Consider the following 19,825-nt stretch of genomic DNA (forward strand, 5'->3'; position numbering starts at 1 on the left):
CCCCGGCGCGGCCGGGGGCGTTTGTGTCTTGTCCCAACAGAAAACCACCCGCCCCCATTCGGGCGGGTGGTTTGGATTCAAACAGGGAAGACGGCTGTTCAGCTCTTCTGCGCCGCTTCCTTTTTCACCGAGCGGCGATGCAGCAGCGTCATCAGCACCAGCAGCGCCGCCACACCGGCCAGCAGGGTCAGCCACACGTTGCCGTCGGTGAAGCCGGCCACCAGGTAGCCCACGATGCAGCAGCCGCCCACCAGCAGCGCGTAGGGCAGCTGGGTGGACACGTGCTGCACATGCTCGCAGCCCGCGCCCGTGCTGGACAGGATGGTGGTGTCGGAGATGGGGGAACAGTGGTCGCCCATCACGCTGCCGCCCAGGGTGGCAGCCAGCGAGACGATCAGCAGATGGGGGCTGATGGCGGAGGCCACCGGGATGATGATGGGGATCAGGATGCCGAAGGTGCCCCAGGACGTGCCCGTGGCGAAGCTGAGGAAGGCAGCCACCACAAACACAATGGCGGGCAGCAGGCCGCCGGGAATGCTGCTGGCAACCATCACGTCTTTCACGTACACGTCGGTCTCCAGCAGGCCGCACACGCCGCTGATGGTCCAGGCCAGCACCAGAATGGTGGCCGCGGAAACCATGTTGCTCATGCCGGTGCTGACGCCCTTCATGAACTCTTTAAAGGACATCAGGCGGCGGGGCACATACTGCACGAACGCCACAAACAGCGCGCCCAGCGAGCCCCAGCACAGCGCCTCGGCCGCCACGCTGTTGCCCAGGGCCGCGGTGAACTGATAGCGGAACGCGGGGTCCTCGCCCCAGAAGCCGCCGATGTACAGCATGCTCAAAATGGAGAACACGATCAGAGCCGCAATGGGCACCACCATGTCCGCCACACGGCCCTGTTTCTGGCCCTTGGGCAGATCGGTGACCTCGGTCTGCACCGCGCCGATGTCGCCGGTCTGGCGCGCGTGCTGCTCGGCCTTTTCCATGGGGCCGAACTCCATGTCCTTGACGCTCAGAATGACCACCATGGCCAGCGTCAGCAATGCGTACAGATTAAAAGGAATGGTGGCGCAGAAAGCCATGAAGTCGCTGTCAAAGCTTCCGGTGCCCCGGATGTAACTGCTGACCGCTGCCGCCCAGGAAGAAATGGGGGCGATGATGCACACGGGCGCAGCCGTGGAGTCGATGATGTACGACAGCTTTGCCCGGGAGATATTGTACCGGTCAGTCACGGGCTTCATCACCGTGCCCACCGTCAGGCAGTTGAAGTAGTCATCGATGAAGATCAGGCATCCCAGCGCGCTGGTGGCCAACAGGGCCGAGCGCTTGGTGCGCAGGCGTTTGCTGGCCCACTCGCCGTATGCGTTGGATCCGCCGGTCAGCGTGACCAGATGTACCAGCGCTCCCAGCAAAAAGCAGAACAGCAGAATGTACAGATCGATGCTGTTGAGCGCAGTGTCGAACAAAGTGTCCACCGGGCCGATAAGGGGATGAAGCCCCGCCATGGCGGTGTAGATGATGGTGCCCGACAGAATGCCCACGAGCAGTGAGGAAATGACCTCTTTGGTGATGAGTGCCAATACAATGGCAAGGACCGGCGGCAGCAGTGAGAGCCAACCGGCATAGACGACGTCCATGATAACATCCCTTTCTATGCTTTTTGGGCGAAAATCGCTTTTCACCGTTTATTTACAAGCGCGCGGCACGCGTCTGCAACAAAAAAATGAGCCGGGAAGAACAGAAGATACAAAAGCGCAGCTTGTATTTCGTGCATTTTCCCCAAATGACAAAATTTTTTTTCATTATAGACTGATTCCCCTCTTACTGCAACGGAAAAGTGACATCTTTCCGGAATTTCGGGAAAACAACCAGATTTTCCGGGATGCTCTACATGACTTCAACAAAAATTGGACCACTTTGAAAAAAGCAACTAAACCATTTGGCCGGATGGTCCATTTGCCGGCCGAAAACCAAACCAGTTTTTGGTTTTTCCACCGAAAAACCTTCTTTTTTTTCGGTCAACCGTTCCATTGACGCAGATTCGGGGCCGCGTTATACTATGGGTGAAGTGGTTTAAAAAAACCATGCACATATCTGTTTAATTAACAAGTTCTGCATGAAAACAGACCAGGAGGGATTTGTGAAGATGAGAGCAGCAGCGATTGGTGATAACTGCATCGACCATTACACCGAGTACACGGATCACGAAGGCCGTGTGTTTAAAGACCGGAAGTATCCCACGGGCAACGTGGTGGACACCGGCGTGAACCTGCAGAAGCTGGGCGTTCCCACCGCCATCATCAGCACCACCGGCAGCGACGAAAACGGCCGCTGGATGCTGGAGACGCTGAAAGAGGAAGGGCTGGACGTCAGCCACCTGAAGGTGGGCGACGGCCCCACGGCCATTACGTATATGACGCTGAACGGCAACGACCGCGTGCACGGCGATTACATCGAGGGCGTGCTGGAGAACATCGTGTTCGACGACGAGGACATCAACTACGCGGCGTCCTGCGATCTGGTGCACACCGCGCTGTGGGGCAATGCCGAGAACACGCTGCCGGCCATCAAGGAGCGGGGCCATGCGCTGATCAGCTTCGACTACGCCGACCGGCTGGATCATCCGCTGGTGGAGAGCACGCTGCCCTATGTGGACATCGGCTTCTATTCGTATCACAAAGACCGGGATGAGTTCATCCGCAACTTTTTGAAGGACAAAGTGGCCCGGGGCATGAAGGTGGCGGTGGCGACCTTCGGCGAAAAGGGCAGCCTGGCCTGGGACGGCAAGGAGTTCGTCAGCTTCGGCATCATTCCCGCAAAACAGGTGGTGAACACCGTGGGCGCGGGCGACAGCTTTATCGCCGGGTTCCTGCACGGCTATCTGAATCACAAGCCGCTGGTGGAATGCCTGGAAGAGGGCGCCGGTGTGGCGTCCCGTGTAGTAGAAGTCTTTGAGCCTTGGGTCAAGGAAGACAAATAAACAAACGGTTTGATTTGAAGGAGGTTCCCACAATGATGAAACTTGGTATGTTTACGTCCGGCTATCAGCGCAATCCGCTGGAGCACTGCTTTGCCGATGCGAAGGAGTTCGGCTACGATTACATCGAGCTGTGGGGCGGCCGGCCCCACGCCTATGCACCGGACCTGAAGGCCGGCGACATTAACGAAGTCAAACGCCTGATCGACAAATACGAAATGCCGGTTCTGGGCTACACGCCGGAACACAACGCCTATCCTTATAATTATATGATCGGCAGCGAAGCCCAGCGCGAGGACGCCGTGGCATACCTGAAGCTGTGCCTGGACATGGCCAAGGAGATGGGCGCCGAGTACATGCTGACCAGCCCTGCCAACGGCGGCTATCTGGCAACCTACGAAGAGCTGTGGCCCCGGCTGGAAAAAACCATCCGTGAACTGGGCGAGCACGCCGCAAAAGTGGGCGTAAAGCTGACCGTGGAGGCCCTGACGCCCTATGAGTCCAACTTCTTCACCCGCGCCAACGATCTGGTGGAGCTGTTCCGCCGCATCGACAACCCCTATGTGGTGGGTATGTGCGACGTGGTGCCGCCCTTTGTGCAGCACGAGAGCATCATGGCCTACTTCAACAAGCTGGGCGACAAGATGGACCATATGCACATCATCGACGGCGAGCAGGGCACCGACAGCCACATCATGCCGGGCGAAGGCTCCATGCCGCTGAAGGAGATGCTGTACGAGCTGAAGCGCATCGGATACAACCGCACCGCCACGCTGGAGCTGGTGCTGGGCTATATCAATGAGCCGCGCATGTATGCAAAACGCGCCGTGGACAACGTGCGCGCCATGATGAACGAAGTCGGGTTCTGACCCGTGGCAGCGATCCGCCCGGATCCGGGCGGATCGCGCCTGTCTGTCTAGGAAAGGAAGATGCCCATTGTTTATTGATATGCACGTGTACCCGGCGTTCTTTGAACCCATCAATGAGGACCCCGCCCGGGAGGAGATGCGCCACAACGCGCTGAACATCCACCGCAACGGGACCGCGCCGCTGGAGCACATCTTCAACCAGATGCGCTGCGCCGGGCTGGACAAACTGTGCCTGATGCCTGCGGATTACACCTCCACCCTGGGCTGCGCCGTGGTGGAAAATGAGGAGATCCGCCGCCTGGTGGACCTGGCGCCGGACAAATTCATCGGATTTGCCAGCGTGGACCCCATGGCGCCGGGCGCCCTGGAAAAACTGGAGCACGCGTTCACGGACCTTGGCCTGAAAGGCCTGAAGCTGCATCCGGGCCGCCAGCACTTCTATCCGGACGATGAGCGGCTGGAGCCCTTCTATCAGCTGTGCGAGAAGTACAACAAGCCTGTGATGTTCCATGCGGGCCTGTCCTGGGAACCGGATACCCAGACCGAGTACGGTCATCCCCTGCGGTTCGAGCGGGTGGCCGAAAAGCATCCCCGCCTGCGCATCTGCCTGGCGCAGTTCGGCTGGCCCTGGGTGCGGGAGACCGCCATGCTCATGGTCAAGTACGAAAACGTCTACGCCGATACCGGCGCGCTGTATTTCGACTGTGCCAAGGAGTTCTTTGTGCAGACCTTTACCAGGGACGTTCCCCTCACCTGGATCGACCGCAGTCTGCGCCATCAGGTGATGTTCGCCTCCTCGAACCCCCGTTTCGAGCAGATCCGCATGGCGCAGGCCATCGGCGAGCTGGGCCTGCGGGACAGCACGCTGGATCTGATCCGCGGGCAGAACGCCATCGATTTTCTGGGCGGGCTGGACTGACCGCACCAGTGGAAAGGAGAACGCGCATGTTTGTCAAGCCCATTACCATTTTGACCAAAACCTACAACGAGATGGATCTGCTCACCCGGCAGGTGGAGCAGATCGTGGCCGAGAGCGGCGTGAAAAACGGCATGGTCACTGTGCTGACAAAGCACACCACCACCGGCGTGACCGTGAACGAATCCCTGGAGTGCCTGGAGAGCGACATCGAGGTGTTCCTGAGCCGGATGGCACCGGAGGATTTTCCGTACAGCCACGCCCGCATGCTCAAGGATTACGGCTCCACCGCGGGCAACCCCACAGGCCATCTGAAGGCCTACATCACGGGCAACCACTGCCATTTCCCCATCATTGACGGCGAGATGGTGCGCGGCGGCGCGCAGGATATCTACTTCTGCGAATTTGACGGCCCGGCCAAGCGCACGGTGCTGGTCATCGTAGAGGGAGAGTGACCCTGTGAGTACCGCGAGGACCGGTTCGTCCGGCCACGCCCGGCCCCGGGACGAAGCCGCCGAACACATCGAGTGTTACATTCTGGAAAAAAAGCTGCCGCCCCACGCAAAGCTGCCCAGCGAGCGGGATATGTGCTCCATGTGGAATTTCAACCGCACCACTCTGCGCAGCGCCATCAAACGGCTGATCGTGGAAGGTAAGCTGTACAACCGAAAAGGCTCCGGCACCTTTGTGGCGCCGCCCAAGCTGGAGCGTGATTTGCAGGACGCCATGTCCGTGTCCGAAGCGGTGTATCTGGCCGGCCGCGTGCTGGAGACCCGGCTGCTGGACCGCCAGATCCTGAAGGCGGACCGCCATGTGGCCCAAAAACTGCAGCTGGAAGAGGGCAGCAGCGTCTTTTACCTGCGCCGTTTGCGCGTGGTGGACGGGGTGCCCCTCATGATTGAGCACAGCTACGTGGACTACAGCCGTTATCCTTATCTGGAACGGTACGATTTCTGCGAAGAATCACTGTATTCCGTGCTGGAGTGCTACGGCGTGGGCGTGCATCACGGCCGGGAAGAGGTGGGCATCACCTACACCACCGAGGAGGAAGCGCAGCGCCTGAATATGGAAGAGGGACAGCCGGTGTTCTATCTGTCCGGCGTGTCCAGCGATATCAACGACCGACCCGTGGAATATTTTAAATCTGTGGTGCGCGCGGATCAGGTGCGATTTTCCAGCGTGCTCACCCGCTGAAACAGAAAGGAAGAGATCTTATGAAACTTGCGGCCATCGGAAGCAACTGCATCGACTATTACAACAACGTGGACGGGGGCAAGGCCTACCCCGGCGGCGGTCCCGTCAATATGGCGGTGTACGCTGTTCGTCTGGGCGGCCAGGCGTCCTACATCGGGCCCGTGGGCAGCGATGAGTACGGCAGCATCATGCGGCAGGCCGTGGAAGGCAAGGGCGTGGATGTGTCCCACATGCACGTGAAAGAGGGCGGCACCGCGGTTTCTCAGGTGCAGCTGATCGATGGCGAGCGCGTGTTTGGCGACTACGACGAGGGCGTTCTGACCGACTACACCCTGAGCGAAGAGGACCTGGCCTTCATCGCCCAGCACGACGTGGTGGTGTGCGACTTGTGGGGCAAGGTGGAAGGGTTCTTCGGCCGGCTGGAGGGCATGGGCGTCAAGACCGCCTTTGACTGCGCCACCCGCCCGGGCGACGAGGCCAGCCGCACGGCCATCCCCCACACGGACTATCTGTTCTTCTCCTCGGACGACGGCGACACCGAGACCCTGCGGGAACTGATGAAGGTCCTGCACGGCCAGGGCCCCAAGCTGGTCATCGCCATGTTGGGCGAAGAGGGCAGCCTGTGCTTTGACGGCGAGACGTTCCACAAGTTCGGCATTGTGCCCTGCGAAGATCTGGTGGATACCATGGGCGCCGGCGACAGCTACATCGCAGGCTTTTTGACGGGCCTGGTGGAAGGCCTGCCCATTGAGGACTGCATGAAGAAGGGCGCGGCCAATTCCACCGAGACTCTGCGTTACTTCGGTGCGTGGTAATGGCCGGCATTACCGAACCCCGAACACCCATCTACCTGCAGCTGCGTGAGATCATCCGGACCAAGATCGAGGAAGGGGAGTATCTGCTGGGCACAGCCATCCCCTCGGAGAACGACCTGGCCGAACAGTATGAGATCAACCGGCTGACCGTGCGCAGTGCGGTGGACGCACTGGTGCACGAAGGCCTGCTCAAGCGGGTGCAGGGCAAGGGTGTCTACGTGCTGGGTCCCAAGATCAAGCGGGATCTGGACCGTCTGAACGGCTTCACCCAGACCATTTTGGAGAAAAATGTGGAGCCGTCCACCCGGGTGCTGACCAAGGTGCTGCGCAAAGCGGGCCGCAAGTACGGCCTGTTGTTCGGCATCGACCCCGAGGACGAGATCTACTACGTCAAGCGGCTGTGCTACGCCGGCGGCGAAGCGCTTTCGCTGGAGGAGATCTTCATTCCCCAAAACATCGTGCCAAAGCTGGAAGGCATCGATCTTTCGATTTTTTCCCTGTACGAAGTGTACAATTTCTACGGCGTCCATCTGGCCCGCGCCAGACAGACGCTGGATCTGGCCCAGCTGGAGCAGAAGGACGCCCGGATGCTGGGTACCGACGCAGACCAGGCGGTTCTGCTGTTCGAGTGCACCAGCTACGACGAAAACGACCGCGTCATCGAGTTTTCGCGCAACTATACCCGGGGCGACAAATGCAGCTTCAGCGTGCGTTTCCAAACCTGAACGGACAAATGTCTTTGAATTTCAAGAAGGAGTGTATGAACTATGGTGACAAGTGAAATGTGGAACGAGAAAAAGGGCGCGTGCCTGCGCAGCTTTGACGAGAAGGAAGCAGTGGACAGCGTCAACGGCGCGCTGGCTCTGCGTCCGCAGATCGAAGCGATCATCGACAAAATCTGGGACGAAGGCTTTGACGGCATCTACTTCATCGGCATCGGCGGCACCTACGCCTCCAGCATGCAGGTGGAAGTGTACATGCGCGGCCGGTCGGTTCTGCCGGTGTATGTGGAGAACGCAGCCGAGTTTTTGACCACCGGCAACAAGCGCTTCACCAATAAGTCCGTGGTCATCCTGTCCTCTGTTTCCGGCAACACCAAAGAGATGGTGGAACTGGTGGACCGTGTGCACGAGATCGGCGGCCGCGTGTTCAGCTTCATCGACACTCCGGGCAGCGTGCTGACCCAGCCCGACAAACAGGATTATCTGGTGGTGTATCCCAAAAACGAGCAGCTGAAATTCTACATGGTTGCCAACTACCTGATGTACAAGAACGGCGAGTTTGCCGAGTACGAGCGCTACAACAAAGAGATGGAGGCCCATCTGGCGCAGGTGCTGGCCGACGTGGAGAAGCAGTCCGACGCATGGGCCTATGACTATGCCGAGCGCTGTGTAGCCCAGGCGCATGAGCATCCGGATCTGCCCCGGTACTACATCGGTTCCGGCAACCAGTGGGGCGCTACTTACTCCTACGCCATGTGCTACTGGGAGGAGCAGATGTGGATTCGCACCAAGTCCATCACCTGCCAGGAGTTCTTCCACGGCATGCAGGAGATCATCGTGTGGGATACGCCTGTCACCCTGTTCATGGGCGAAGACGAGCAGCGTCCTCTGGCCGAGCGTGTGGCGCGTTTCCTGCCCAAAGTGTGCGGCAACTACACCATCATCGATACCAAGGAATTTGCGCTGGAGGGCATCAGCCCCGAATTCCGCGGCACGATCTCGCATCTGGTCATGCACGGCGTGAACAACCGCGTGGACGCTTACATGGAGCTGTTCCTGCGTCATCCGCTGTCCATCCGCCGCTACTATCGTCAGTTTGAATATTAATTTGAATGCGCTGGGTCGCCGGAACGAGGCGGCCCTCTTTTATAAAGGAGAGATACACCTATGTTGTGGACTGAAAAAATGTTTGGCGTTAAAAAACCTATTATTTCCATGTTGCACTTGGACGCGCTTCCCGGGGATCCGCGGTTTCATTACGGCGATGTTATGGAGCGCGTTGTGGAGCATGCTCGTGCGGACCTGCATGCACTGCAGGATGGCGGTGTGGACGGCATTATTGTTTCCAATGAGTTCAGCCTGCCCTATGAGCGTCAGATGAGTTTTGTGACACCTGCTGCCATGGCACGCGTGATTGGAGAACTGAAGGCAGAGATTCGTGTGCCCTACGGCGTGGACTGTATTTCGGACGGTCTGGCATCCATTGAACTGGCTGCGGCTGTAGATGCAAAGTTCATCCGCGGCACGTTCTCGGGCGTGTACGTAGGCGACGGTGGCTTGTACAACAACGACTTCTCCTCTCTGCAGCGCCGCAGAGCAGCTCTGCATCTGGACGATTTAAAAATGCTGTATTTCATCAACCCGGAGTCTGACCGCAGCTTGGATACCCGCCCGCTGGCAGACATTGCGAAATCCACTATTTTCAAAGCGCATCCGGACGGACTGTGTATCTCAGCAAATGCCGCCGGGCAGGATGTGGACGACGAATTGATTGCCAGTGTGAAAGCCGCTGCGCCGGAGGTTGTAGTACTGTGTAACACGGGCTGCCGCCCCGATACCATTGAGCGCAAGCTGACCAGTGCGGACGCGGCCGTAGTGGGGACCTATTTCAAGGAGGGCGGCAAGCTGGAGAATGATCGGCTGGAGAATGTGCGCGTGGATGTAAACCGCGTCAGAGAGTTTATGGAAGTGGTCTATAAATTCCGTGAAACACTGTAACTGCTGATGGAATGTGGGCGTCGGCATGGCCGACGCCCACTTGAAAGGAGTACTCCTATGAGTCGTTATTTGATGGGTATTGATAATGGAGGTTCGGAAATCAAGTGTGCAGTGTTTGATTTGAAAGGCCGTGAAATATCGGTTGCGGCCTGTCGCCTTCCCATTTCCATTCCTGCACCCGGCTATACGGAGCGCAACACACTGGAGGTATGGACAGCCAACGTCGCCGTCATCCGTGAAGCACTGGAAAAGGCTGGTGCGTGCGGAAAGGATATTCTTGCTGTGGGACTGACCGGGTACGGAAACGGCCTGTGTTTGGTTGATGAAAATGGGGAGCCTACCTATAACTGTATTATCTCTACTGATAATCGAGCAGCTGCCTACTGTGACCGGTTCGCAGAAAACGGTGCAGAGCGGGAGATTTATCCTATGACGTGCCAGACAATATGGTCTGCCCAGCCGGCGGCATTGTTACCCTGGTTTAAGGAACATCAACCCAGTGTACTGGAGAAAAGCGCTCACTGCCTTTCAATCAAGGATTATATCCGCTTCCGCTTGACAGGCGAATATGCGTGTGAGGTTACAGACGCGTCCTCGGGATGCCTGCTGAATTTGTACACACGGCAATTTGATCCGAATATTTTTAAGGCACTTGGCATTGAGGACTGTCTGCGGCTCATGCCACCCTGCTTGGAGAGCACAGCGATTAGCGGGTATGTCACCGCGCAGGCGGCAGCCGCTACCGGCTTGGCCGAGGGCACACCTGTGGCAGGGGGCTACTTTGACATAGATGCCGGTGCGTTGGCGAGCGGCGTATTGGACGACAGCGTGTTGTGCCTGATTGCGGGCACGTGGTCTATTAATGAGTATCTGAAGAAAAACGTCAATACGAATTATGAAAAAAATGCCAATACCGTGACACTCTCATTCCTGCCAGGGTATTTTCTGGTGGAGGATTCCAGTCCAACCTCGGCCAGTAATTTTGACTGGTTTGTAGAAAAGTTTCTCGAGCCGGATAGACCGGGAGTTCCCCGAAAGCAGCTTTATCAGGAATGTGATACTCTGGTGGAAAAAACTGACCCGTTCGACAATGATATTATTTTTGTGCCATATCTGTTCAGTTCTGCGACTAACCCGGATGCAAAAGGGGCATTTTTGAACCTGACCAGCTACCATGACCGCAATCATATATTGCAAGCGGTTTATGAAGGGGTAGTGTTTAGCACCATGTTTCACGTGAAAAGCCTGCAGCGGCCGGTATCTGATTACCGGGTTGCACGCTTATCCGGAGGTGTTGCGAAAAGTCGCGTATGGGCGCAAATGATGGCAGACGTACTGCAGATGCCGGTGGAAACGCTGAAAAGCAGCCAGCTCAGTGCGCAGGGGGCAGCCATGGGCGCGGGCGTTGCCTGCGGAGTATTCGGTTCGCTTGAGGATGCCGTGGAGCACATGGTACAGGTAGGCGAGCTGTTTTGCCCGAGGCCGGAGTATAGTCGGCACTACGCGAAAAAATTCGCAATGTTTGAGCGCGCTTTAATGGCTTTGGATTTATTCCACACACCGAAAAAGGAGGAATGAACGTTGTTTACTGTCAGTCCCTCTCTTTTGTCGGGAGATTTACTGAACTTGGGCGCACAGCTTGATGCGCTGCGTGGCTTGGAAAATCTGCACTTGGATATCGACGACGGAAATTTTGTAAGGGGAATCAGCTTCGGCATGGATATTGTGCGGGCGGTTGCGGGCCGTACGGATATACCGCTGGATGCGCATTTGGAAGTTTTGAATCCGTGCGACTATGTGGAGGCGCTTTGTGCGTGTGGTGTAAAACGTATTTGTGCGCATGTGGAAGCGCTGCCCTACCCTAGCCTGTTCCTGAGCGCTGCCCGGAAAAACGGCGCTCGATACTGTGGGTTGGCGCTGAATCTTAAAACACCCGCCGAGGTACTGTTACCTTATGTTGACCAGCTTGATTACGTTATCTTTGTAAGTGTCGAAGCGGATTACGACGGCCTGCCGTTCCGTTCCGGAGTACTGGCAAAGGTACGTGCGGCGAAAGCCTTTCTGCGCCCGGAAACTGAAATCTGGATAGATGGCGGCGTAAACGAGTCCAATTTACAAGAAATCGTGACGGCTGGGGTGGACGGACTTGTCATTGGCCGCTCGATTTTCCAGGCACCGAACCCAGTAGCCGCCTATCATCGTATACGTCGGCTGGTACAGGAATACGCCGACAAGGAGGTTTAGGAATCTGTATGTACGAAAAGGAAAAGCAGCAATTAATCGACTGTGCCCGGGAAATGCAGCGCTACGGCCTTGTGGTACTTAGCGGCGGCAACGTAAGCATGCGTATGCCATGCGGTAATTTTTTGGTTACGCCTTCTGCTATGAGCTATGACACTATGACCACGGATGATATTGTACTGATTGATGCGCAAGGGAACACGGTGGAGGGATTTCGGCGCCCCACCAGCGATAAAGATGCTATTCTGTACGTTTTTGCACACCGTCCGGATATTCAGGTTATTCTGCACACACATCAGCCTTATGCCACAGCAGTGAGTTTGGTATGTGACGAGTTGCCGGCAACCCTAGTAACAATTATTGATGAAGTGCACTCCGCAGTAAAGGTGGCGCCGTTTACACCCAGCTCGGATGAGGGCATGGGGATTGCCACCGTGGAATATGCGGGGGATGCTCTGGCGGTTATTTTGAAACACCACGGTGTTATGGCGTATGGAAAAAACATCGACCAAGCACTGACCGCCGCTGTTTATTTGGAGGAAGCCAGTAAAACATATCTGGCTGCGATGAGTACTGGGCGTTCCATTCCTGAGTTATCCGAGCGCCAGATTGCAGAGGAGAGCGCAGAGCGTGGCTATTATGGGCAACCCTGAGCCAAAATCAAGGAAGGGAGTGCATAGGATGGAGCTCTGTTTATTGGCCTTGGATTTGGACGGCACCGCCTGCAACGATCAGGGCCGTCTGGGCGAAGGGACAAAACAGGCGCTGGCCGCCGCCCGGGCCGCCGGGCATGCGGTGGCTTTTGCCACCGGCCGGCGGGACGTGGATATGCTGCCGTTGGGCGAAGATTTTCGCTGCGCGGACTATCTGGTGCTGAACAACGGCGGCAAGCTGGTGCGCACGGCCGACGGGGCGGTGCTGTCCAATACGCTGGTGGACGCGGATGCCGCCCGCACGCTGGCGCAGCGCTGCCTGCAGGAGGACTGGATCCTGCACGTGGTCAGCGGCCTTTACTGGGCCGTGAACCGGCGGGATCAGGGACTTCTGGACTATGTGGAAAAAGTGGGCGTCACGCCGGTGCTGTTCCACAGCCCGGACGAATTGCCCCTGACCGGCATTGAAGGCTTCATGGCCACAGCGGACCGGGGGCCCATCTGCCGCTTCATCGACCAGGCGCAGCTGCCTCTGGTGCACGTGCATTCGGAACCGGGCTGCGTGGACATCATGCCGGGCGGCATCACCAAATGGCAGGGCCTGTCCCGCCTGGCACAGCTTTTGCAGGTGCCCGTGCAGCGGGTGATCGCCGCGGGCGACTACAACAACGACTTGGAAATGATCCAAAACGCGGGCGTGGGCGTGGCCGTGCAGAACGCGCTGCCGCAGGTGAAGGCCGCCGCAGATTATGTGACGCCCCACGACAACAACCACGACGCCGTGGCGGACATTGTGGAGAAGTTCCTTCTCCATTCCTGACGAAAACAAACAGAAAAGAGGGTTTTTATGAGCAAAGCGTATTTCATGGGCATTGATACCGGCACCAACTCCAGCAAGGGCGTGCTGATCGACAGCGAATGCAACATCATCGCCACCCATGCCACCGAGCACGCCATGACCAACCCCAAGCCCAACCATTTCGAGCATGACGCCGACAAGGACTGGTGGGGCGATTTCTGCACCATCAGCCGGGCGCTGCTGGAGAAATCCGGCGTGGACCCCAAAGACGTGAAGGCCGTGGGCGCCAGCGCCCTGGGCGCGGACTGCCTGCCCGTGGATGAGCAGTGCCGGCCGTTGCGCAAGGCCATCCTGTACGGCATTGACGCCCGCGCCACCGACGAGATGGCCCAGCTGACCGAGATGTACGGGGAAGAGCAGATCAAAAAATGGTATGGCCGCCCCCTGTGTTCCAGCGACGTAATGCCCAAGATCCTGTGGATCAAAAACAAGGAGCCGGAGGTCTACGCCAAGGCGCACAAATTCCTGACCGGGTCCAGCTTCATCACCGCCAAACTGACGGGTGAGTACGTGGTGGACCGGTTCCTGGGTCTGGCCAGCTTCAACCCGCTGTATGACCAGGAGACCTGGCAGCCCGTGCCCGAACTGTGCGCGCCCATCTGCCGTCCGGACCAGCTGGCCGTGGTGAAGGAAGCCAACGACATCGCGGGCTACGTCACCGCGCAGGCCGCCGCCGAGACCGGCCTGGCCGAGGGAACGCCCGTCATCACCGGCACCGATGACTCCGGCGCTGAGGCCATCAGCACCGGCGTGGTGGAACCGGGCAAAATGATGGTTCAGTTCGGCTCTTCCATTTACATGATCCTGGGCACCAAAGAGCTGGTGGACGACGACCGGCTGTGGCGCGAGCAGTTCATCGTGCCCGGTCTGTGCGATATTTCCGCCGGCACCAACGCCGCGGGCAGCCTGACCAAATGGTATCGGGACACCGTGTTCCCCGATGCGCTGGCTTTGGAAAAATCCGGCGGCCCCGACGCCTACGAGACCATGATGCAGGGCGTGGAGGACGTGCCCGTTGGTTCCGACGGTCTGGTGACCCTGCCCTATTTCGCAGGCGAGCGGACCCCCATCAATGACCCGGACGCCAAGGGTGTGCTGTTTGGCCTGACGCTGGCCCACACCCGTGCCCATATGTACCGCAGCGCGCTGGAGGCCGTGGGCTATTCGGTCAACCAGCAGATCAAGCTGATGGAGAGCCACGACAACGTGGTCATCGACCAGATCTTCGCAGTGGGCGGCGGCGTGAAGAACCCCGCCTGGATGCAGATCGTGGCGGATATCACCGGCAAGACCATCAGCACGCCGGCCGTGACCGTGGGCGCCAGCTTCGGCGACGCCATGATGGCGGCGCTGGGTGTGCATTACGACGGGTTTGAGAATTTTGCCAGCCTGACCAAGTTCATCAAGCCGGGCAAGAGCTATGAGCCCAACATGGAAAACCACGAAAAATATAAGAAGTTCCAAAGCATCTACGACCGCCTGTACGAGGCCACCAAGGATCTGGCCCACGAGCTGTCGGAGTAAGCTTCACAAGACCGAAAACCGGCGCCTGAAAAAGGCGCCGGTTTTTTTTTACAAAAACGGGATTGTTCATGTATTGTCTTTTTCTTCTCCACATTTCTTTGACAAATTCATGGCATACTATAGAAAAAAGAAGGCGCAAAAAGCGCTTTTGCAAAGGAGTTTGGAATCGTGCCCTTTTTCTTTCTGCCGGACCGGTACTACATTTTGCTGGTCATTCCGGCCATGCTGGTGGCTTTGTGGGCGCAGATGCGCGTCAAAAGCACCTTTGCCCGGTACAGCTCCGTGGGGCTGTGCAGCGGGCTGACCGGCGCTCAGGCGGCCCGCCGCATTTTGGACGCCAACGGCCTTTCCGATGTGCGGGTGGAAGCGGTGCCCGGCAACCTCACCGACCACTACGACCCCACCCAGCGGGTGGTGCGTCTGTCGCAGGACGTGTATTATCGCAGCACGGTGGCCGCTGTGGGTGTGGCTGCCCATGAGACAGGCCATGCGGTGCAGCACGCCACAGGTTACGCGCCGCTGACCATTCGCAACGCCATCATCCCGCTGACCAACATCGGGTCCACCATTTCCATTCCGCTGGTGTTGCTGGGCTTTGTGCTGGGGTGGCAGCCGCTGGTCAGTTTCGGCATTCTGCTGTTCAGCCTGGTCACGGTGTTTCAGCTCATCACTCTTCCGGTGGAGTTCAATGCCAGCCGGCGCGCGCTGGCCACGCTGGACGCGTACCAGATGGTCACGCCCCAGGAGCACGACGGGGTGCGCAGTGTGCTGAGCGCCGCGGCCCTCACCTATGTGGCCGCGTTGATCGTCAGCCTGGCCAACTTGCTGCGGCTGATCCTCCTGTTCGGCGGCCGCCGGCGGGATTAAGCGTTCTCTGAAAAACAAAACCGGGCGGGCATCCCATCAGGATGCCCGCCCGGTTTTTTCTTTGCGTCACAGGAAACGCCGGATGTCCACCGCCAGCGCCTGTTCCAGATGGATCAGCCGTTTGGCGATGTCCTTGGCCTGCTCGCTGGCGGCCGTATACTGATTCAGATATTTGTTCAGAGATTTGACGCCCATGTTGCAGCCGTCGGTGATCAGGTCGGCCACTGTGCGGTCCGAGTCTTCCATGGCCAGCTTCACGTTGGTTTTCACCCACGACATGCCCTTGGCAATGGGGTTGGGGTCCTTGCCTTCGTCGTGGTACTGGTTTAAAAGCGCCTGAATTTCTCCCTGCAATGTCAGGTGTTCTTCCTTGCACTGGGTCAAAAACTGCCGCAGCGTGTCGCTTTGCACATCGGGCAGAATGTCTGCAATGGACTGTGTGCCCATCTGCACGCCGGCGTCGCATTCCCGCAGCAGACGGATGGTGTCCTGTTCGATCATAAAAGGGCCTCCTTCGGGTGAGATACTTTTAGGATTCCCTTAAAATCGACGGTTATTCCCGCGCCAGCCCAAACAATGCCAGGTTCAGAACTTTTTGGGAGACATCCATCATACTGTGCACGTCGGTGGTCTCGTAGTTCTGAAGCAAAGAGGGGAAAACCGCTTCCAGACTTTCCAGATAGCGAGCCGCGTCTTCCCGGCTCAGGCCCGGGCGAAGGGGCAGCCGCGCCGCCACCGCCGCCAGAAACGCCCGGTTCTGCGCCGCCACCGGGGCGCGCAGGCGGGCAATGTCTTCCCGCAGCGGCACGGGCGTGCGCAGCATGGCGCTCTCGAAAACAGTCCGCTCCCGCTCATGCTCCCGGAAAAAGAGTTCCCGGGCTGAAAAATAAAGCTGAATCGCCTGTTCCGCATCCTGCTGTTCCAGGGCGGCGCGGCGGCTTTCCAGATACTGCGCCAGCGCGCGGAAGGTGTGCTCCACACACAGAAGAAACAGGGCTTCCTTGCTGGTGTAATAATGATACATCATTCCCTTGGAGATGGCGTGGCGGGAACAGATGGCGTCCATGGTCACGTCTTCAAAAGGCTGTGTGCCGAACTCGTCCATGGCCGCCTCAAAAATTTTGGCCCGGCTGCGGGCCTGGCGTTCCTGCTGGGTCATGCCGGCACTTCCTTTCCGGTGCCGGGCAGTTCGCCCGCCCACTCGAAGCCTTTTTTCGCCATGAACACCGCAATGACCTCATTGATGACCGCGGCTGCCGCAATGGTCCCCTGCAGGATGGAAGCGCACTCGGGGGCGGGACCGCTCAGAACGGATACCGCGATACCGGTGAATACCAGCGACACGCCGGAGTGCGGCAGCAGGGTAAAGCCCAGAAAATTGCGCACGGTTTTGGGCGCACCGGTCACGGCGGCCCCCAGATAGGCCCCGCTGTACTTGCCCACAGCCCGCGCCAGAATGTACACGGCAGTATAGATCCCCGCGCCGAAAATCAGATGATAGTCCAGCGGCGCACCCAGGTTCAAAATGACCACGATCAGCCCCACCCCGATGACGGGATTCATCACGCGCATGATGTTTTCCAGAAGGCCTTCGGGAATGCAGTTGGCAAATGCCGCGGAAAAGGACATGCCCAGCAGCATGAAGTTCAGCACAGGAACCGGCAGAAGCGCATTTACCAGCGCGCCCAGTCCGGCGGTGGCTGCAAGCAGGACCAGCATGGTACCAAAGGCCTGGCGCGGGGTCCGCGCGCGGCGCATCCGGCGCCCGGCCCAAAAGCCCATCGCTCCGCCCAGCGGAACCGGAAGAAACACCAGCACCAGAATGCCTGCCACCGGAATCCCCACCGAGGAGATCTGCGCCGAAACCAGCGCCACCACTACAAAGAACACTGTGGCGCCCACCAGGTCATCCAGCGCGGCCATGGGCATGAGGGTGCGGGTCACCGGGCCGCTGGTCTTCAGCTCGTTCACAATGGAAAGCGAGGGCGCAGGCGCTGTGGCCAGCGCGATGCCGCCGAACAAAAACGCCAGATAGACCGGCACGCCCGTGATGCGGAACACGCAGGCAAACACCAGGCTGACCACTGCAAAGGTGCCCAGCGATTCGGTCACGGTGGTGACCAGGATCTGCCGCCCGGCACTGCGCAGCTTTTTCCACAGCAGCTCGGTGCCGATTATCAGGCCCGCAACGCACTCCAAAAGGTGTTCCACACTGCCGAACCAGGCCGCGTCCAGCGTCTGCTGGTCCAGCAGGTTCAGCGCATGGGGCCCCAGCACCATCCCTGCGATCAGCCAGCCCAGAATGGCGGGCATTTTCAGCTTTGAAGCCAGCTTGCCGGCTCCGAAGGCCAGAACCATGACCGTCAAAAGCCGCAGAATCTGTAAAAAAATCATCCGTTTCGCATCCTTTCAAAAAAACAGACGGAATCGTCTATAAATGAGTATAGCACGGATGCGCCGGGACAGCTGTAAAAATTTTGTGAAGGTTTGTTCGCTTTACGAAAGGCCCCTTTTCATGGTACAATAACAATGATTATACGCCCGTTACGGCGCCTTTTGGAGGAACTTTATGTTAACAGTGACCGACGTCAGTCTTCAGTTTCAGGGCAGCACCCTGTATAAACACGTGGACCTCAAATTCGCGCCCGGCAACTGCTATGGCATCATCGGCGCCAACGGCGCGGGCAAATCAACGCTTCTGCGCATTTTGTCCGGCGCGCTGGAACCCACCACCGGCTCGGTGTCCATGGGGGCGGACGACCGCATGAGCGTGCTGGAGCAGGACCACTACAAGTACGATGAATACAGCGTGATGGACACGGTCATCATGGGCAACCGCAAGCTGTACGACATCATGAAAGAGAAAGAGGCCCTGTACGCCAAACCCGATTTCTCCGATGCCGACGGCGAGCGCGCCGCCGAGCTGGAAGGCGAATTCGCCGAGATGAACGGCTGGGACGCCGAGACCGAGGCCGACCAGCTTCTCAACGGCCTGGGCATCCCCATGGAGCTGCACTACGCCCCCATGTCTTCGCTGGACGGCCGCCAGAAGGTAAAGGTGCTGCTGGCCCAGGCGCTGTTCGGTCAGCCCACCATCATTCTGCTGGACGAGCCCACCAACGGCCTGGACATCGACGCCATCGACTGGCTGGAGAACTTTCTCATCGATTATCCTTACACCATCATCGTGGTCAGCCATGACCGGCACTTCCTCAACGCCGTGTGCACCCACACCGTGGACATCGACTACAACAAGGTGCAGATGTACGCGGGCAACTACGACTTCTGGTATGAATCCAGCCAGCTGATGCAGCAGCTGATCCGCAACCAGAACAAGAAAAAAGAGGAGAAGATCCGGGAACTGCAGTCCTTTATTCAGCGGTTCTCGGCCAACAAATCCAAGTCCAAGCAGGCCACCAGCCGCAAGAAGATCCTGGATTCCATCGCGCTGGAAGAGATGCCTGCCTCCAGCCGGAAATATCCCTTTGTGGGCTTTTCGCCCGAGCGGGAGGCCGGCAAGGACATTCTGTTTGTGGAGGGCCTGACCAAGACCGTGGACGGCGTGAAAGTGCTGGACAACGTCAGCTTCATCGCCAACAAAAACGACAAGATCGCCCTGGTGGGAGACAATGAGGCCGGAAACACCGCCCTGATGAAGATTCTGACGGGCGAAATGGAGCCGGACGCCGGCAGCTTCAAGTGGGGCGTATCCACCAGCCAGAGCTACTTCCCGCAGGACAACTCCGCCTTTTTTGAAGGCTTTGAAGGCAGCCTGATCGACTGGCTGCGCCAGTACAGCGAAGATCCCGCCGAGACCTTCCTGCGGGGCTTTCTGGGGCGGATGCTGTTCTCCGGCGACGAGGTGTACAAACCCGCCAAGGTGCTCAGCGGCGGTGAAAAGGTTCGCTGTATGCTCAGCCGCATGATGATGACCCATGCCAACGTGCTGGTGCTGGACCAGCCCACCAATCATCTGGATCTGGAGAGCATTCAGGCGCTGTCCAACGGGCTGGCCTCCTTCAAGGGCAACCTGCTGTTCTCCTCGCACGACCATCAGTTCATCGACGAGATCGCCAACCGCATCATCGAGATTCCTCTGGGCCAGCCGGGCTGTCTGGACCGGCCGGGCACGTATGAGGAGTTTTTGGAGTGGAAGCATTCCCGCCAGGCATAAGGAGGCTTTT

At 58.4% G+C, this 19,825-nt stretch carries 21 protein-coding genes; 17 read left to right on the top strand and 4 right to left on the bottom strand.

Features of this window, described 5'->3' with window-relative positions; all coding sequences use genetic code 11:
- Positions 1 to 98: 98 nt before the first annotated feature.
- Positions 99 to 1,643, bottom strand: coding sequence for a Na+/H+ antiporter NhaC family protein (locus tag ACKTS9_RS12365; protein ID WP_349215084.1), 1,545 nt, complete (start codon positions 1,641 to 1,643; stop codon positions 99 to 101).
- Here ACKTS9_RS12365 and ACKTS9_RS12370 point away from each other — a divergent pair.
- The 16 genes from ACKTS9_RS12370 to ACKTS9_RS12445 all read left to right on the top strand — a co-directional run bounded on the left by ACKTS9_RS12370 (position 1,642) and on the right by ACKTS9_RS12445 (position 15,641).
- On the top strand, positions 1,642 to 2,040 hold the full coding sequence (locus tag ACKTS9_RS12370) for a hypothetical protein (protein ID WP_407881126.1): 399 nt from the start codon (positions 1,642 to 1,644) through the stop codon (positions 2,038 to 2,040). The genes ACKTS9_RS12365 and ACKTS9_RS12370 overlap by 2 nt on opposite strands.
- 112 nt (positions 2,041 to 2,152) lie before the next feature.
- Complete coding sequence (frlD, locus tag ACKTS9_RS12375; RefSeq protein WP_407882120.1) at positions 2,153 to 2,986, top strand: fructoselysine 6-kinase; 834 nt, start codon at positions 2,153 to 2,155, stop codon at positions 2,984 to 2,986.
- 32 nt (positions 2,987 to 3,018) lie between these two features.
- A complete protein-coding gene (gene frlC / locus ACKTS9_RS12380) occupies positions 3,019 to 3,852 on the top strand; it encodes a fructoselysine 3-epimerase (RefSeq protein ID WP_407881129.1) in 834 nt (277 codons plus the stop codon).
- 67 nt (positions 3,853 to 3,919) lie between these two features.
- Entirely contained in the window at positions 3,920 to 4,771 is an 852-nt protein-coding gene (locus ACKTS9_RS12385) for an amidohydrolase family protein (RefSeq protein ID WP_407881131.1), read from the top strand.
- A gap of 26 nt (positions 4,772 to 4,797) precedes the next feature.
- Positions 4,798 to 5,223 carry a secondary thiamine-phosphate synthase enzyme YjbQ gene (locus tag ACKTS9_RS12390; protein WP_349215080.1) on the top strand — a complete coding sequence of 142 codons (426 nt, stop codon included), beginning with the start codon at positions 4,798 to 4,800 and terminating at the stop codon, positions 5,221 to 5,223.
- Positions 5,224 to 5,227: 4 nt separating this feature from the next.
- Positions 5,228 to 5,962: a GntR family transcriptional regulator gene (locus ACKTS9_RS12395; RefSeq protein ID WP_407881134.1), complete on the top strand. Its 735-nt coding sequence runs from the start codon at positions 5,228 to 5,230 to the stop codon at positions 5,960 to 5,962.
- A gap of 20 nt (positions 5,963 to 5,982) precedes the next feature.
- Complete coding sequence (frlD, locus tag ACKTS9_RS12400) at positions 5,983 to 6,777, top strand: fructoselysine 6-kinase (RefSeq protein WP_349215078.1); 795 nt, start codon at positions 5,983 to 5,985, stop codon at positions 6,775 to 6,777.
- Positions 6,777 to 7,502, top strand: a complete 726-nt coding sequence (locus ACKTS9_RS12405) for a GntR family transcriptional regulator (protein ID WP_349215077.1) — start codon at positions 6,777 to 6,779, stop codon at positions 7,500 to 7,502. Before frlD (ACKTS9_RS12400) ends, ACKTS9_RS12405 begins: the two co-directional genes overlap by 1 nt.
- 42 nt (positions 7,503 to 7,544) lie before the next feature.
- Entirely contained in the window at positions 7,545 to 8,606 is a 1,062-nt protein-coding gene (locus tag ACKTS9_RS12410) for an SIS domain-containing protein (protein ID WP_407881137.1), read from the top strand.
- Positions 8,607 to 8,666: 60 nt separating this feature from the next.
- A complete protein-coding gene (locus tag ACKTS9_RS12415) occupies positions 8,667 to 9,497 on the top strand; it encodes a BtpA/SgcQ family protein (protein ID WP_349215075.1) in 831 nt (276 codons plus the stop codon).
- Between the two features lie 57 nt (positions 9,498 to 9,554).
- Positions 9,555 to 11,075 (top strand): FGGY-family carbohydrate kinase, encoded by a 1,521-nt coding sequence (locus ACKTS9_RS12420; protein ID WP_407881139.1) that lies wholly within the window; start codon positions 9,555 to 9,557, stop codon positions 11,073 to 11,075.
- 3 nt (positions 11,076 to 11,078) lie between these two features.
- Complete coding sequence (locus ACKTS9_RS12425) at positions 11,079 to 11,741, top strand: ribulose-phosphate 3-epimerase (protein ID WP_349214897.1); 663 nt, start codon at positions 11,079 to 11,081, stop codon at positions 11,739 to 11,741.
- Positions 11,742 to 11,749: 8 nt separating this feature from the next.
- Complete coding sequence (locus ACKTS9_RS12430) at positions 11,750 to 12,391, top strand: class II aldolase/adducin family protein (RefSeq protein ID WP_349214898.1); 642 nt, start codon at positions 11,750 to 11,752, stop codon at positions 12,389 to 12,391.
- Positions 12,392 to 12,419: 28 nt separating this feature from the next.
- Positions 12,420 to 13,211 (top strand): HAD family hydrolase, encoded by a 792-nt coding sequence (locus tag ACKTS9_RS12435; protein ID WP_349214899.1) that lies wholly within the window; start codon positions 12,420 to 12,422, stop codon positions 13,209 to 13,211.
- Positions 13,212 to 13,238: 27 nt separating this feature from the next.
- Entirely contained in the window at positions 13,239 to 14,774 is a 1,536-nt protein-coding gene (locus ACKTS9_RS12440) for an FGGY-family carbohydrate kinase (protein ID WP_407881143.1), read from the top strand.
- A gap of 168 nt (positions 14,775 to 14,942) precedes the next feature.
- On the top strand, positions 14,943 to 15,641 hold the full coding sequence (locus ACKTS9_RS12445) for a zinc metallopeptidase (RefSeq protein ID WP_349214901.1): 699 nt from the start codon (positions 14,943 to 14,945) through the stop codon (positions 15,639 to 15,641).
- Positions 15,642 to 15,707: 66 nt separating this feature from the next.
- On the opposite strand, the gene ACKTS9_RS12450 is transcribed toward ACKTS9_RS12445, so the two are convergent.
- The 3 genes from ACKTS9_RS12450 to ACKTS9_RS12460 are packed head-to-tail and all read right to left on the bottom strand — an operon-like array spanning position 15,708 to position 18,032.
- Positions 15,708 to 16,142, bottom strand: coding sequence for a hypothetical protein (locus ACKTS9_RS12450; RefSeq protein WP_407881146.1), 435 nt, complete (start codon positions 16,140 to 16,142; stop codon positions 15,708 to 15,710).
- 52 nt (positions 16,143 to 16,194) lie between these two features.
- A complete protein-coding gene (locus tag ACKTS9_RS12455; RefSeq protein ID WP_349215318.1) occupies positions 16,195 to 16,800 on the bottom strand; it encodes a TetR/AcrR family transcriptional regulator in 606 nt (201 codons plus the stop codon).
- Positions 16,797 to 18,032 carry a cation:proton antiporter gene (locus ACKTS9_RS12460; RefSeq protein WP_407882122.1) on the bottom strand — a complete coding sequence of 412 codons (1,236 nt, stop codon included), beginning with the start codon at positions 18,030 to 18,032 and terminating at the stop codon, positions 16,797 to 16,799. Before ACKTS9_RS12460 ends, ACKTS9_RS12455 begins: the two co-directional genes overlap by 4 nt.
- 178 nt (positions 18,033 to 18,210) lie before the next feature.
- Here ACKTS9_RS12460 and ACKTS9_RS12465 point away from each other — a divergent pair, with 178 nt between their 5' ends.
- A complete protein-coding gene (locus ACKTS9_RS12465) occupies positions 18,211 to 19,815 on the top strand; it encodes an ABC-F family ATP-binding cassette domain-containing protein (protein WP_407881148.1) in 1,605 nt (534 codons plus the stop codon).
- Positions 19,816 to 19,825 lie beyond the last annotated feature (10 nt).

This window comes from Owariibacterium komagatae (genome assembly GCF_045865535.1).
Classification (GTDB): domain Bacteria; phylum Bacillota; class Clostridia; order Oscillospirales; family Ruminococcaceae; genus Ruthenibacterium; species Ruthenibacterium komagatae.